12 protein-coding genes and 1 pseudogene are annotated in these 14,372 nt (G+C 71.6%); 5 read left to right on the top strand and 8 right to left on the bottom strand.

Features of this window, described 5'->3' with window-relative positions:
• The 8 genes and pseudogenes from AC3EUV_RS15670 to iolC form a co-directional block, all read right to left on the bottom strand.
• Positions 1-396: pseudogene (locus AC3EUV_RS15670) on the bottom strand (two-component sensor histidine kinase); the annotation flags it as partial.
• A gap of 263 nt (positions 397-659) precedes the next feature.
• Entirely contained in the window at positions 660-1,157 is a 498-nt protein-coding gene (locus AC3EUV_RS15665) for a GNAT family N-acetyltransferase (RefSeq protein ID WP_435603166.1), read from the bottom strand.
• A gap of 341 nt (positions 1,158-1,498) precedes the next feature.
• Positions 1,499-2,638 (bottom strand): hypothetical protein, encoded by a 1,140-nt coding sequence (locus AC3EUV_RS15660; RefSeq protein WP_435603161.1) that lies wholly within the window; start codon positions 2,636-2,638, stop codon positions 1,499-1,501.
• A gap of 178 nt (positions 2,639-2,816) precedes the next feature.
• A complete protein-coding gene (locus AC3EUV_RS15655; RefSeq protein ID WP_432140740.1) occupies positions 2,817-4,310 on the bottom strand; it encodes a CoA-acylating methylmalonate-semialdehyde dehydrogenase in 1,494 nt (497 codons plus the stop codon).
• A 38-nt stretch (positions 4,311-4,348) separates the two neighbouring features.
• A complete protein-coding gene (gene iolD, locus AC3EUV_RS15650; RefSeq protein ID WP_435603160.1) occupies positions 4,349-6,265 on the bottom strand; it encodes a 3D-(3,5/4)-trihydroxycyclohexane-1,2-dione acylhydrolase (decyclizing) in 1,917 nt (638 codons plus the stop codon).
• On the bottom strand, positions 6,262-7,155 hold the full coding sequence (iolB, locus tag AC3EUV_RS15645; protein ID WP_435603159.1) for a 5-deoxy-glucuronate isomerase: 894 nt from the start codon (positions 7,153-7,155) through the stop codon (positions 6,262-6,264). The genes iolD and iolB overlap by 4 nt, the downstream gene beginning before the upstream one ends.
• 30 nt (positions 7,156-7,185) lie before the next feature.
• A complete protein-coding gene (locus tag AC3EUV_RS15640; protein ID WP_432140743.1) occupies positions 7,186-8,073 on the bottom strand; it encodes a Cgl0159 family (beta/alpha)8-fold protein in 888 nt (295 codons plus the stop codon).
• 89 nt (positions 8,074-8,162) lie between these two features.
• Positions 8,163-9,155: a 5-dehydro-2-deoxygluconokinase gene (iolC, locus tag AC3EUV_RS15635; protein WP_432140744.1), complete on the bottom strand. Its 993-nt coding sequence runs from the start codon at positions 9,153-9,155 to the stop codon at positions 8,163-8,165.
• A 344-nt stretch (positions 9,156-9,499) separates the two neighbouring features.
• On the opposite strand from iolC, the gene AC3EUV_RS15630 reads away from it, so the two are divergent.
• The 5 genes from AC3EUV_RS15630 (at position 9,500) to AC3EUV_RS15610 (ending at position 14,359) form a co-directional block, all read left to right on the top strand.
• On the top strand, positions 9,500-10,420 hold the full coding sequence (locus AC3EUV_RS15630; RefSeq protein WP_432140745.1) for a sugar phosphate isomerase/epimerase family protein: 921 nt from the start codon (positions 9,500-9,502) through the stop codon (positions 10,418-10,420).
• A gap of 130 nt (positions 10,421-10,550) precedes the next feature.
• A complete protein-coding gene (locus tag AC3EUV_RS15625) occupies positions 10,551-11,570 on the top strand; it encodes a Gfo/Idh/MocA family protein (RefSeq protein WP_432140746.1) in 1,020 nt (339 codons plus the stop codon).
• A gap of 220 nt (positions 11,571-11,790) precedes the next feature.
• On the top strand, positions 11,791-13,212 hold the full coding sequence (locus tag AC3EUV_RS15620) for a sugar porter family MFS transporter (protein ID WP_435603158.1): 1,422 nt from the start codon (positions 11,791-11,793) through the stop codon (positions 13,210-13,212).
• Between the two features lie 183 nt (positions 13,213-13,395).
• The gene (locus tag AC3EUV_RS15615) at positions 13,396-13,764 is read left to right on the top strand and encodes a peptidoglycan-binding domain-containing protein (RefSeq protein ID WP_244329652.1); all 369 of its coding nucleotides are present in this window, start codon (positions 13,396-13,398) and stop codon (positions 13,762-13,764) included.
• Between the two features lie 400 nt (positions 13,765-14,164).
• Positions 14,165-14,359 (top strand): helix-turn-helix transcriptional regulator, encoded by a 195-nt coding sequence (locus AC3EUV_RS15610; protein ID WP_018093041.1) that lies wholly within the window; start codon positions 14,165-14,167, stop codon positions 14,357-14,359.
• Positions 14,360-14,372: the final 13 nt, after the last annotated feature.

Genomic DNA, 14,372 nt, shown 5'->3' with positions numbered 1-14,372 from the left:
CACCAGAGCGGCCAGTGAATGGTTCAGGAAGCGGTGCAGCGCCCCTGCACGCTGGTCGCGGAGGCAGTCGCTGATCGCCGCGTTGATCTCGCCGACCGTGCCGAGCGACGGCAGACCGGGACAACTGACATTGCCCACCCGGACGTTGGTGCCGAAGATCCGGAACTCCGGGGTGCCCTCCTCGAGGGCCTTGGCCGTCAGGATGTAGATGAGCGTGAGCAGGACGACCCCGGCCATCAGGAACATGCCGCCGTACAGCAGCGTGAGCCGTATCCGGATGGTCGGCCGCAGCCACGGCGGCGGGCGACGCCGCGGCTCGGGACCCATGGTGGGCGCCGGCGGCAGGGCCGGCGGTGCGGGTGCCCGGGAGGCGGGCGCCTGGGAAGTGGGTGCCACGGCGCTCAGCCCCGGGGGGCCGGCGAAGGGGGCACCACGACCGGCATCGGGGCAAGAGGTAAAGGCATGACTGATTCCTCCTCAGATGCCGTAAGGCACAGGACAGTTGGCAGGCAGGTGCCATCCTGCACAAAGGGGTCATAAACCGGCAGTAAACAACGGTTCACCTCCCGGCCCCACAGCCCCGCCGCCACCGGCCCTTTCCGCACCGGGCACGCTGCCGGGGCTCGTCCTACGGGCCCCGGCAGCGTGCCGTACGGGGACTAGCCGGCGGCCGGTTCCGGCGCCGTCAGCCGGTATCGCGCGAGCCGGTCATCGCTGCTCCAGCGCACCAGTCCGGCCTTCTCCAGGACCCGGCCGGACGCCGGATTGGACAGCTCCACGTCCGCGCGGACCGTATGCACGCCCGGTGCCGTGCGCGCGAACGCCACCATGGCGCGGGCGGCCTCGGTGGCATAGCCGCGGCCCCGCCGGGACGGCACGATGCCGTAGCCGAACTCCAGCGAGCCCTCGCGCGGCGGCCAGAACAACCCGATGGCGCCGACCACCCGGCCGCCGTCCCGTTCGAGGATCTGCCGCTGGCCGTACACACCACGGGCGTCGGGGTTCCCCGCGGTGAAACCGGCGATGACCCGGTCGCCGTCGGCGGGGAAGTCCGCCGCCCAGTGCGGCTGCGGTGTGCCGTCGAGCACGGCGGCGAGCTCACCGTCGGTCCAGGGCCGCAGCAGCAGCCGCGCGGTGCGCAGTTCCGCACCGTGCAGCGAGAAGGCGGAGTCCGGACAGTCCGGGGAATCCGGGTAGTCCGGGGAATCCAGGGAGTCCGGGGAATCAGAGGAGCTAGAGGAGCCGGAGGAGCCGGAGGAAAGAAAGGAAGACACGCGTCACTCCTGGTCGTTCGTCGACGACCGGGCCGCGCTCAGGGCATCGGGCGCTCAGGCGTCCCGCTCAGGCGGCGGCCCGGACAAGGGCATGCTGATGAGGCGTCCGGCGGGCCATATTCATCAACCTCCCTCGTCCGGCAGTGATCGCGCGCGGGCGCGCGCCGCCGCACCGTATCAACCGGCGGGCCGCCGCCCCCAGTTGATTTCCACGACCGCCCCGGTCAGTACTGCGGCGGCCCGAACCCGCCCTGCGGGGGCAGCGGGGTGCCGGGCGGCATCGGCGGGGCACCGGGCGGCGGCATCGGCGGGCCGCTGACCGGGGGCACCGGTCCGGCGGGCGGCTGCCAGACCGGCGGGGCCTGCGGGCCGGGCGGCGGGACGAAGCCGGGGGCGGCGAACTGCGGGGCCTGGGACGGCGGGTACCAGGCCGGGGCGACCGGCTCGCCACGGCCCATCAGGAACAGCAGGGCCACCGAGCCGAACAGGTCCAGCGCCAGCTGGAGGTGGCTAATGACGCTCATGCCCGGCGCGGGGCCGGACAGGTCGAACAGGGTGCCGTTGCCGGCCATCCCGATCACCGACAGCAGGGCGCCGGGCAGCAGCACCATCGCCAGCCCGATGGCCAGCCCGCGGGCCGCGGCGCCGCGCAGCAGGCTGTTGAGCGCGGCCGGCGCGATCAGCGTGAGGAAGAGCAGGGAGGACCAGCCGGAGGACAGGCCCAGCAGCGCGCCGAGAACACCCTTGCCGAGGTAGAACAGGGCGAAGTGTTCGGTGCCGCCCTCGACCAGAAGGTAGCCCTGAAAGACCAGGTTGAGCAGCACCATCGCGCCGAGCACCAGACCGGCCACCACACCGGCCGTCCTGGCCGGGCGCAGCGGCGGGTCGCTGGGGGTGGCGCGCGGCCAGGAACGCATCCCGGCGAGCAGCACGATGCCCGCGACGAGGGTCAGCGGGAACATCCCCAGGCTGCTGAGGAAGACGCCGTCGAAGGTATCGGTGGCCGTTTCGGCGTGCCGGAACCAACGGTCGTCGCTGGTGTGGTTGCCGACGCTGACGAGGGCCTGGAGCACGGTGCCGAAGGTGAGGGTGGTGGCGACGGCCAGCAGCCCGCCGGCCACCCGCTGCCCCGCGAACGCCGTGAACGCCGCCGCCAACTGGACCAGGGCCAGTCCGAAATGGAACGGGTTCGTGACCTGGTTGACGCCGCCGGAGCTCTGGAACGTCCAGGACTCCCAGACCCCGTCGAGGCCGAACTCACTGAGGTCGACCACCATCCACGTGGCGATGAAAAGGAAGAACAGCAGGCAGAAGATCCCGCCGGTGATACGGGCGCCCTTGGCGAGCGCCATCGATTGAGGCATGTCATCCCCCGTTGTTTCCGTGCTACGCGAGGAAGCACGGTAGCAACGCCCCGGTCCGCGGTCTCCCCTGGACCTGGGGTCTTCACAGGCCCGCCACGGCCGCCGGGGAGACCTCGGCGGCCGGACATGCCGGACCCCCGGCCGGCGGGGGTCCGGCCGGGGGTCCGTCAGGGCGTCCTCAGTGGTTGCTGGGGAAGCCCAGGTTGATACCACCGTCGGACGGGTCCGGCCAGCGGGTGGTGACGACCTTGCCGCGGGTGTAGAAGTGCACGCCGTCGTTGCCGTAGATGTGGTGGTCGCCGAAGAGCGAGTCCTTCCAGCCACCGAACGAGTGGTAGCCGACCGGCACCGGGATCGGCACGTTCACGCCGACCATGCCGGCCTCGACCTCCATCTGGAAGCGTCGGGCCGCGCCGCCGTCCCGGGTGAAGATCGCGGTGCCGTTACCCCACGGCGAGTTGTTCATCAGCGCGATGGCCTCGTCGTAGGTCTCGACGCGGACCACGGACAGCACCGGGCCGAAGATCTCGTCGCGGTAGGCGTCCATCTCGGGCGTGACGTTGTCCAGGAGGGAGACACCCATCCAGTGCCCGTCCTCGTAGCCCTCGACGGTGTAGCCGCTGCCGTCGATGACGACATCGGCGCCCTGGGCCGCGGCGCCCTCGACGTACGAGGCGACCTTGTCGCGGTGCACCTTGGTGATCAGCGGGCCCATCTCGGAGGCCGGGTCGTCGCCGGGGCCGATCCGCAGCTTGTCGGCGCGCTCCTTGATCTTGCCGATCAGCGGGTCGGCGGTGTCACCGACGGCCACGACGACGGAGATCGCCATGCAGCGCTCACCCGCCGAGCCGTACGCGGCGTTGATCGCGGAGTCCGCGGCCAGGTCGAGGTCGGCGTCCGGCAGGACCAGCATGTGGTTCTTGGCGCCGCCCAGCGCCTGTACCCGCTTGCCGTTGGCGGTGCCGGTGGTGTGGATGTAGCGGGCGATGGGGGTCGAGCCGACGAAGGAGACCGCGGCGATGTCCGGGTGCTCCAGGATGGCGTCGACCGCCACCTTGTCGCCGTTGACGACATTGAGCACACCGTCGGGCAGCCCCGCCTCGGCGGCCAGCTCGGCGAGCTTGAAGGCGGCGCTGGGCACCTTCTCGCTCGGCTTGAGGACGAAGGTGTTACCGCAGGCGATGGCGAGCGGGAACATCCACATCGGCACCATCGCCGGGAAGTTGAACGGCGTGATGCCGGCGACCACACCGAGCGACTGGCGGATCGCCGCCACATCGACCCGGGTGGAGACCTGGGTGGACAGCTCCCCCTTGAGCTTCTCCGGGATGCCGCAGGCCAGCTCCACGATCTCCAGGCCGCGGGCGACCTCGCCCAGCGCGTCGGAGTGCACCTTGCCGTGCTCGGCGGTGATCAGCTGCGCGATCTCCTCGCGGTGCGCGTCGAGCAGCTCGCGGTACTTGAACAGCACCGAGGTGCGCTTGGCCAGGGAGCTGTCGCCCCAGGTCCGGAAGGCTTCCTTGGCCGCGCGGACGGCCGCGTCGACCTCGTCGGCCGAGGCGAAGGCGACCTGCTTCTCCTGGGCGCCGGTGGCCGGGTTGTAGACCGGGCCGAAGTTGCCGGAGACGCCCTCGACGGGCTTGCCGCCGATCCAGTGGCTGATGGTCTTCATGCGGGGGGCCTTTCTGGGCTGACGGCTTCGGGCTGGGGTCAGAGGTGGCGGCGGCGCCCGGCGGCGTGCCGGTCGTACTCCTCGCGGGCGGCCACCGCCGCCGGACGTGTCGCGGTCTCGGCAACAGGAACATCCCACCAGGCCTGTGCCTCCGGCGCGCCCGGCACAGTGTCAGCCGTTTCGGTCTCGACGTAGACACATGTGGGCCGGTTCGCGCCACGCGCCTCGGCGAGCGCGGCACGCAGCTCACCGACCGTGGCCGCGCGCAGCACCCGCATACCGAGCGAGGCGGCGTTGGCCGCGAGATCGACGGGCAGCGGCGCGCCGGTGTAGGTGCCGTCCGCGGCGCGGAAGCGGTAGTCGGTGCCGAAGCGTTCGCCGCCGGTCGCCTGCGAGAGCCCGCCGATCGAGGCGTAACCATGGTTCTGAATGAGGACGAGGTTGATGTGGATGCCCTCCTGGACCGCGGTGACGATTTCGGTGGGGTTCATCAGATACGTACCGTCGCCGACCAGCGCCCACACCGGCCGGTCCGGCGCGGCCATCCGCACCCCGATCGCGGCGGGGATCTCGTAGCCCATGCAGGAGTAGCCGTACTCCAGGTGGTACTGCCTGCGGGACCGGGCCCGCCAGAGTTTGTGCAGGTCACCGGGGAGGGACCCGGCCGCGTTGAGGATGATGTCGGTGTCGTCGACGAGGGCGTCCAGCGCCCCCAGGACCTGCGTCTGGGACGGCCGTACGGACGGGTCGGCGGCCCCGAACGCGGCGTCCACCCGGCGCTCCCAGTCCGCCTTCGCCGCTGCGTAGCCGGCCTCGTACGCGGCGTCGACGCGGTGCCCGGACAGCTCCTTGGTGAGCGCTTCGAGTCCGGCGCGGGCGTCGGCGACCAGCGGGGCGGCGCCGAGCTTGTGCGCGTCGAAGGGCGCGATGTTGAGGTTCAGGAAGCGCACCCCGGGCGCAGCGAACAGCGTCGCGGAGGCGGTGGTGAAGTCCGTGTAGCGGGTGCCGACACCGATGACCAGGTCCGCCTCGCGGGCGAGGGCGTCGGCGGTGGCGGTGCCGGTGTGGCCGATACCGCCGATGTCGGCGGGGTGGTCGTGGCGCAGCGAGCCCTTGCCGGCCTGGGTGGACGCGACCGGGATGCCGGTGGCGTCGGCGAAGGCGCACAGCGCGTCCTCGGCCTCGGAGTGGTGCACCCCGCCGCCCGCGATCAGCAGCGGCCGGCGGGCCCCGCGGATCGCCCGGACCGCGTCGGCGAGGGCATCGGCGTCGGGGAGCGGCCGGGCGACGCGCCAGACCCGGTCGGCGAAGAACTCCACCGGCCAGTCGTACGCCTCGGCCTGCACGTCCTGCGGCAGCGCGAGGGTCACCGCGCCGGTGTCGACGGGGTCGGCGAGCACCCGCATCGCCTGGAGGGCGGCCGGGATCAGCGCCTCGGGCCGGGTGACCCGGTCGAAGTAGCGGGAGACCGGGCGCAGCGCGTCATTGACCGACACGTCCCCCGCGTGCGGGGCCTCCAACTGCTGCAAGACGGGGTCTGCCGTCCGGCTGGCGAAGGTGTCGCCGGGCAGCAGCAGGACCGGGAGGCGGTTGATGGTGGCCAGCGCGGCGCCGGTGACGAGGTTGGTGGCGCCGGGGCCGATCGAGGTGGTGACGGCCTGGGCGGAGAGCCGGTCGCACTGCCGGGCGTAGCCGACCGCGGCATGCACCATGGCCTGCTCGTTGCGGCCCTGGAGGTACGGGAGCACCGGGGTCCCGGGGGCCGTCCCCTGCCGGGACGCGGCACCGGACTCCAGCAGGGCCTGGCCGAGACCGGCGACATTGCCGTGGCCGAAGATGCCCCAGCAGGCGTTGATCAGACGGTGCCGGCGGCCGTCCCGCTCGGTGTACTGGTGGGCGAGGAACTCGACCAGGGCCTGCGCGACCGTGAGCCGGCGCGTCGTCGGGGCGTTCATCGGGCGGCTCCTGCGGGCGCTTCGTAGAGGGGGAGTCGGGCGTCGACCGGCTGCTCCGGCCAGGTGGAACGGATCCAGCCGTGGTCCGGGTGATCGCAGATCAGCCACTCACGCGTGGCCCCCGGACCGGCCATCACATTCAGGTAGTACATGGCGTGGCCGGGCGCGGCGATGGACGGGCCGTGCCAGCCGTCGGGGATCAGGACGGCGTCACCGCTGCGGACCTCGGCCAGCACCTCCGTGCCGCGGCCACGCCCCGAGGGGCTCACCCGCTGGTAGCCGACCCCGTCCGTACCGTGCGCGGACTCGATCTCGAAGTAGTAGATCTCCTCCAGCTCGGACTCCTCGCCGGGGCGGCACTCGTCGTGCTTGTGCGGCGGGTACGAGGACCAGTTGCCGCCGGGGGTGAGCACCTCCACCGCGATCAGCCGGTCGCACTCGAAGGTGCCCGCCGCGCCGAAGTTGTTGACCTGGCGCGAGCAGTTGCCGGTGCCGCGCAGCTCCACGGGGACGCCGGAGGCCGGACCGTAACGGGCGGGCAGCCGGTTCTCGCAGCGGGCGCCGGTGAGCGCGAAGCGGCCGCCGGCCGCGGCCTCGATCCGGACCTGTGCGTCGCGCGGGACGTAGGCGAAGTCCGTGACCCCGCTGAACACGCTCTCCCGGCCGGTCAGTTCGAAGGTCTCGCCGTCGTCGGTCAGCACCGTGCAGCCGCCGGACAGCGGCAGCACGATCCATTCGCTGTCGCCGGTGGCGAAGGAGTGGTGGGCACCGGGCGGCAGCTCCAGGACACGCAGCGAGGAGTAGCCCCAGCCGGCCCGCTCCGGGTCGATGTCCAGGGCGTACGGGCCCGCTGCCGCGGCTCCGGCCCCCAGATGGAATTCAGTGCTCATATCTCGAGTCTCCTGCGGAATACGCGGCGTTCACAGCAGGCCGACGGCGGTGTCCACGGCGGCCGCGACATCCCCGTCGGCGGGGTAGAGCAGGGAGCGGCCGACGACCAGGCCCTGCACCGTCGGCAGCCGCAGCGCCTTGCGCCACTTCTCGTAGGCGGCCTCCTGGTCCTGGACGGTGCTGCCGATGTCACCGCCGAGCAGCACGGTCGGCAGGGTGGTGGTCTCGCAGACCCGGGCCATGGCCTCGGGGTCGTCGGTGACCGGAAGCTTGAGCCAGGTGTAGGCGGAGGTGCCGCCGAGCCCGGAGGCGATGGCCACCGAGCGGGTGACGGCTTCGGGGCTCAGATCGTTGCGGACCACGCCGTCCGCCCGGGAGGAGAGGAACGGCTCGACGAAGACGGGCAGCCGCCGCTCGGCCATCGCGTCGATGGCGCGGGCGGTGGCCTCCAGGGTGGTCAGCGAACCGGGGTCGCGGTAGTCGATGCGCAGCAGCAGTTTGCCGGCGTCGAAGCGGAGCCGGGCGAGGTCCTCGGGGCGGTGACCGGTGAACCGGTCGTCCATCTCGAAGGAGGCACCGGCCAGCCCGCCGCGATTCATGGAGCCCATCACGACCTTGCCGTCGAGGGCGCCGATCAGCAGCAGGTCCTCCAGTATGTCGGCGGTGGCCAGCACCCCGTCCACACCGGGCCGCGACAACGCCAGCACCAGACGTTCGAGCAGGTCGAAACGGTTGGCCATGGCCAGCTGCCGGTCACCGACGGCCAGCGCGCCACGGGCCGGATGATCAGCGGCGACGATCATCAGCCGACCGCTGTCGCCGAGCAGCGGACGGCGGGCACGACGGGCGGCGGCCTCCGCGACAGCTTCAGGATGCCGGGCCCGCAGCGTCGCAAGGTCACTGATCCGAGGAGTCAAGGCTCAACTCACCTTCTTGAGTACACAGGTGGAGGGGGTGCGGCCGACCGCGGGCGGGGCGGGGGTTGGAGGGGGCCCGGCAGCGGGGGTCACCGGTCGGCCAGGAAGGCGTCGACCTCGTCGGCCGTCGGCATCGCGGAGGAGCAGGCGAGGCGGGAGGCGACGATGGCACCCGCGGCGTTGGCGTAGCGCATCATCGGCGCCAGCTCCCAGCCGGCGAGCAGCCCGTGACACAGCGCCCCGCCGAAGGAGTCGCCGGCGCCCAGACCGTTGACGACCTCGACGGGGGTGGGCGGGACCTCGGCGGTACGGCCGTCACGGTGGACGGCGAGCACACCCTTGGGGCCCTGTTTGATGACGGCGAGTTCGACGCCCATGTCCAGCAGCGCCTGGGCACATTCCTTGGGCTCGCGCCGCCCGGTGGCGACCTCGGCCTCATCGACATTGCCGACCGCCACGGTCACATGCCGCAGCGCCGCCTCGTAATACGGGCGGGCGGTGGCCATCGCCGCGGCCCCGGTCGCCCCGCCGTCCCCGGAGGCGCCGCCCTCACCGCCCCAGAACATCGGCCGCCAGTCGAGGTCGAAGACGGTGGTGCCCACCTTGGCGCGAGCCTCCAGCGCGGCAAGGGTGGCGCTGCGGCTGGGCTCCTCGCAGAGCCCCGTGCCGGTGATCCAGAAGATCCGGGCCGCCGCGATGGCGTCCTGGTCGAGCTCCTCGGGCCGGATGACCAGGTCAGGGGCCTTCGGCCGGCGGTAGAAGTAGAGCGGGAAGTCGTCCGGCGGAAAGATCTCGCAGAAGGTGACCGGCGTCGGGTAGGCGTCGACGGAGGTCACCCAGCGGTCGTCCACCCCGAAGTCCCGCAGCGCCTGGTGTACGTAATCGCCGAACGGGTCGCGGCCGGTGCGGCTGATGACCGCACTGCGCCGCCCGAGCCGCGCGGCGGCCACCGCGACATTGGTGGCGGAACCGCCGAGGAACTTCCCGAAGGTCTCGACCTGGGCCAGCGGCACACCGGTCTGAAGCGGGTAGATGTCGACTCCGATCCGGCCCATGGTGATCAGGTCGTACGGCTGGGTCATGTGCGCCCCTTCGGGTCGCCCGGCGCGGCGGGTTCGGCGGGTTCGGCTCCGAGGAAAGGTCTAACGGGGAGAGCCAGACCCTGTCAACAATTTGTCCTTACATACTGACGTCAGGGAAAACATTGAACGAGGCACACGAGGAGGTCACGCCCCGGGGATGCCACCGCCGGCCCGCGCCCCACATGCACCCCACTCGCCCCTACGCCCCCCCAAACGACAAAGTCCTTAAGTCCTTATGTCAGGACGAAGTCTTGACACTCCCCGGGGCGGCAGAGAGGCTGTGCCCCACAACCCCACCCCAGCGCCTCCCGGTCACCGCCGACCGGCGAGAGGAGAGCCGCAGCATGTCCGTTCCCCATGCCGCCCAGCCCGTCCTGGACCGCATCCGCGTCGGTTCCGCACCCGACTCGTGGGGAGTCTGGTTCCCCGACGACGACCAGCAGGTCCCCTGGCAGCGCTTCCTGGACGAGGTCACCGAGGCGGGCTACGAGTGGATCGAACTCGGCCCGTACGGCTACCTGCCCACCGACCCCGCCGTCCTGCGCGACGAGATCACCCGCCGCAGCCTGCGGGTGTCGGCCGGCACGATCTTCACCTCCCTGCACCACGGCCCGTCCGTATGGGACAAGACCTGGGCACACGTCTCCCAGGTCGCCACCCTCACCCAGGCGATGGGCGCGCGGCACCTCGTCGTCATCCCCTCCTTCTGGCGCGACGACAAGACCGCCGAGGAGATCGAGCCGCGCGAGCTGACCACGGAGCAGTGGAAGCAGCTGACCACCGGCATGGAACGGCTGGGCAAGCAGGTGCGCGACGAGTTCGGGCTGGACATCGTCGTGCACCCGCACGCCGACACCCACATCGACACCGAGGAGCATGTCGAGAGGTTCCTGCACGCGACCGACTCCGACCTGGTCAACCTCTGCCTGGACACCGGCCACTACGCCTACTGCGGCGGCGACAGCGTCAAGCTGATCCGCACCTACGGCGAGCGGATCGGCTACCTCCACCTCAAGCAGGTCGACCCGGACATCCTCAGCGACGTCGTCGCCAAGGGCACGCCGTTCGGCCCCGCGGTCAAGCAGGGCGTGATGTGCGAACCACCGCTCGGCGTACCGGCGCTGCCGCCCGTACTGGAGGCCGCCCAGGAGCTGAACGTCGACCTCTTCGCCATCGTCGAGCAGGACATGTACCCCTGCCCGCCCGACCAGCCCTTCCCCATCGCCGAACGCACCCGCCGCTTCCTGCGCTCGTGCGGCGCGTGAGCCGCCGGCGCCTCATCTGCCCGCCTCGCGACGCCTCCTCCTCTTACCCCGGCAACGATTACGGAGAGTAGTCAGTTCCGTTCTCAGGGTATCCCTCGCACTCCGAACCACGTAAGGACTTGTGGACATCATGACTTCGCACGAAACGCTGGGTGTGGCGGTCATCGGTACCGGCCGGATGGGCGCCGACCACGTACGCCGGATCAACGAGGTGATCAGCGGCGCCCGGGTGGCGGCGGTGGTCGACATCGACGCGGCGCGGGTCAAGCACCTCGCCGACGGCGTCGAAGGGTGCACCGCCTACACCGACCCGGCCGCCGCCATGGACGACCCCGGGGTGGATGCCGTACTGATCGCCTCGCCGGGGCCCGCACACGAGGCGGCGCTGCTGGACGCCTTCGCGCGGGATCTGCCCGTGCTGTGCGAGAAGCCGCTGACGCCGGACGCCGCTTCCGCGCTGCGGGTGCTGGAGGCCGAGCAGGCGCTGGGGCACCGCCGGGTCCAGGTCGGTTTCATGCGCCGCTACGACGCCGACTACCGCACCCTCAAGTCCCTTCTGGACCAGGGCACTTACGGCCGTCCGCTGATGCTGCACAACAAGCACCGCAACCCGGACTCCCCGCCCGGCTTCACCAACGCCATGATGGTCAACGACTCGCTGGTGCATGAGATCGATGTGACCCGCTGGCTGCTGGAGGAGGAGATCACCGCGGTGCGGGTGCTGCGCCCGGCCCCCACCGGCAACGCCCCGGAGGGCCTCAGCGACCCCCAGCTGATCCTCTTCGAGACGGCGGGCGGCCAGGTCGTGGACACCGAACTCTTCGTCAACTGCGGCTTCGGCTACCAGGTCAGCTGTGAGGCGGTCTGCGAGGGCGGCACGGCCAGGATCGGCGACGACCACGGGGTGTTCAGCAACACCGCGGGCCGCTGGGGCGGTGCGATCACCCCCGGTTTCGTGGAGCGCTTCGAGGAGGCTTACGACCGGCAGGTGCAGCGCTGGGTGAACGCCACCCGGCGCGGCGAGGTCGAGGGCCCCAGCTGCTGGGACGGCTATGCCGCGGCGGCGGTGTGTGAGGCGGGGGTGCGCGCCCAGACGACGGGCGAGCGGATCGCGGTCGAACTCATCGAGCGGCCTGCGCTGTATCGGTGAGGCGGCCGGCCGCTGGGAGGTGACTCCTCACCTCCCCCGAGCCACACCCATCCCCGGCCCACCGGGCCGTCGCACCCATGCCCCCGGGCCGCCACGCCCACCCCCGATCCGCCGAAAGGTCCCACCCCATGCACGCCACCCCGTCCCTGCCCCTCCCCCCGCGCCCCTTCCCCGCTCCTGATGCCGGGGGGATCGGCTGCCCGGCGGGGCGGGGCTGGTGATGGGGGCTCCGACCGGCCAGTTGGTGTCCGCCGGCCCGGGTGAGGGTGGGCGGGCCCGGCGCGCCGGACGCTTCATCGTGGGCATTGCGGCCGTCGCCGCCCTCGGCGGCGCCCTGTTCGGGTACGACACCGGGGTGATATCCGGCGCGCTCCCGTTCATGGAGGGCCACTTCGGCCTGACATCCCTGGGCGAGGGCGTCATCACCAGCGCGTTGCTGATCGGCGCGGCCTTCGGCTCGCTGATCGGTGGGCGGATGTCCGATGCGCTGGGCCGGCGCAACTCGCTGCTGTGGGCGGGCGCCGTGTTCATCGGCGGGGCGCTGGCCGTGGCGCTCGCGCCCGATGTGCCGTTCATGACCGTGGCGCGCTTCGTTCTCGGCCTCGCCGTCGGCAGCGCGTCGGTGATCACTCCGCTCTATCTCTCCGAGATCGCGCCCCCGCACATCCGGGGCCGGCTGGTCTCGTTCAATTCGCTGATGATCGTCAGCGGCCCGTTGCTCGCCTATCTCCTCAATGCCTTCCTGGCGCAGTGGGCGGCCTGGCGCTGGATGCTGGGTCTGGCGGCGCTGCCCGCCGTGGCGCTGTTCGTCGGTCTGTTCTTCCTGCCGGACACCCCGCGCTGGTACCTCAGCAAGGGGCGGCAGGACGAGGCGGCCGGGGTGCTGCGCCGTACGCTGCCCGCCGGGGACGTACCCGCCGAGCTGGCCCGGATCGATCAGGCCCGCGGTCTGGAGGCCGACGCCCGGCGCGACGGCCGGCAGCAGCTGCGCACCCCGTGGATCCGGCGGCTGTTGCTGGTCGGTATCGGGCTGGCGGCCGTGCAGCAGATCACCGGCGTCAACGCCGTGGTGTATTTCGCGCCGAAGATCCTGGCATCGACGGGGCTGGGCACCGGTGCCTCGATCACCGCCACCATCGCGATCGGGGTGATCTCGGTGCTCGCGACCGCGCTCGGGATGTCCCTGATCGACCGGGTCGGCCGGCGGCCGCTGCTGCTCACCGGCCTGGCCGGGATGACCGTTTCGCTCGCGCTGCTCGGCGCCGCCTTCCACCTCCCGCACTCCCCCGCCGTCAGCATCCTGGTCCTGGGCCTGATGGTTCTCTACATGGCGTTCATGCAGGGCACGCTCAACACCGGGGTCTGGCTGCTGCTGGCCGAGATGTTCCCGCTCAGGGTGCGTGGACTGGCCATGGGTGCCGCGGTGTTCATGATGTGGCTGGTCAACTTCGCGGTGGCGCTGGCCTTTCCGCTGCTGCTCGACGCGGTCGGCGCCGGCACCACCTTCTGGTTCTTCGGCGCGATGTGTGTGCTGTCCCTGGTGTTCTGCCGGCGGTACGCACCGGAGACGAAGGGGCTGGCGCTGGAGGATCTGGAGGACGAGCTGCGGAAGGCGGCGGGGCACGCGCCGGTCACGAGCTGACGGGACGGCGGACGGCAACTGACGGAGCAGCGGCGGGAACCGGCTACGCGGCGGGCCGGAACCACCAGGACTCCGGCCGGTCGCCACTTGGCGGGAATCGCCGGAAATCGCCGGGAACCACGGACCGCATTCCCCGCGTCACAGTGGGTGGAATCACATCCAACGGGGGAAACGGTGGAATTCGTGAAGACCAACGCACTCAGCCGAACCGTCAAGCGCACGGCCGTCCTCACCGCGACCGCGGGCCTGTTGACCGCGGGACTGCTCACCGGCCCGGCGTCCGCGGACGCTCCGGCCGGCGGACGGGCCGACACCCTGGCCGCCTGCGCCTATTACAACGGCAACGCCCTCACCGTCTACGGTCAGCGCGGCGACCGCGTCTCGCAGGCGCAGTGCCTGCTGGCGAACCGCCGCTATCTCCCCTGGGGAGATGTGACCGGGTACTTCGGCCCCAAGACCCGGGCCGCGGTGAAGAAGTTCCAGTCCCGGCACCACCTGACCGCTGACGGCAAGGTCGGCAAGAAGACCTGGTACGCGCTGTACCACGCCTGATCCGCTTCCGACCGTCGGCAACACCCTTGTGGCGGGCCGGTTCCCCAGCCGGGGCACTGGCCCGCCACACGGCTGTGTGCCCACGGCGCCGGGGCCGCACCGGCAGCCCGCAACCCCGTCCCGCGTCACCCCATCCCCGCCCTGTACGAGAGCGCCCCGCCCCACCCCGTACGGGAGCGTCCGCCCGGCCCCTGATCGTCCCGCCCCCGTCACAGCCGTCCGCCCCGCGTCACCGCTGTCACCGTTACGCGCGCCTTACGTCACAGCCGTTCAACAGCCCCTCCCCGATGGTTACTCGGTGTCGTTGTCCAGGCACAGGGTGAGTGATCACCAGGCCGTACCCAGCCCCCTGCCGGCTCTCCGGGCCGACCCTGCGTACGGCACTCAGGAGGTGGCAGAGATGACCGACCGCAAGCTCTGGTCGTACAAGGAGATCGCCGCGCACATCCAGGTGCAGCCGGACACCGTGCGCTCCTACCGCAAGCACGGGTTGCTGCCCGAACCGGATCTGGTGGAGGGCGGAAAACCGTACTGGTTCGCCGACACGGTCAGAAGGTGGGTGGCGCAGCGGCCGGGCCAACGCGGCCGGCGCTGAGCCACCGGACCGG

Source organism: Streptomyces sp. bgisy130, from assembly GCF_057708345.1.
Note: the sequence above shows the minus strand (reverse complement) of the source record. Positions and strands in the feature narration are given on the sequence as shown.

Excerpts from the sequence above, each read along its gene's own strand:
- AC3EUV_RS15660 (WP_435603161.1), bottom strand. The coding sequence starts at position 2,638 with ATGCCTCAATCGATGGCGCTCGCCAAGGGCGCCCGTATCACCGGCGGG.
- AC3EUV_RS15655 (WP_432140740.1), bottom strand. The coding sequence starts at position 4,310 with ATGAAGACCATCAGCCACTGGATCGGCGGCAAGCCCGTCGAGGGCGTC.
- iolD (WP_435603160.1), bottom strand. The coding sequence starts at position 6,265 with ATGAACGCCCCGACGACGCGCCGGCTCACGGTCGCGCAGGCCCTGGTC.
- iolB (WP_435603159.1), bottom strand. The coding sequence starts at position 7,155 with ATGAGCACTGAATTCCATCTGGGGGCCGGAGCCGCGGCAGCGGGCCCG.
- iolC (WP_432140744.1), bottom strand. The coding sequence starts at position 9,155 with ATGACCCAGCCGTACGACCTGATCACCATGGGCCGGATCGGAGTCGAC.
- AC3EUV_RS15630 (WP_432140745.1), top strand. The coding sequence starts at position 9,500 with ATGTCCGTTCCCCATGCCGCCCAGCCCGTCCTGGACCGCATCCGCGTC.
- AC3EUV_RS15625 (WP_432140746.1), top strand. The coding sequence starts at position 10,551 with ATGACTTCGCACGAAACGCTGGGTGTGGCGGTCATCGGTACCGGCCGG.
- AC3EUV_RS15620 (WP_435603158.1), top strand. The coding sequence starts at position 11,791 with ATGGGGGCTCCGACCGGCCAGTTGGTGTCCGCCGGCCCGGGTGAGGGT.
- AC3EUV_RS15610 (WP_018093041.1), top strand. The coding sequence starts at position 14,165 with ATGACCGACCGCAAGCTCTGGTCGTACAAGGAGATCGCCGCGCACATC.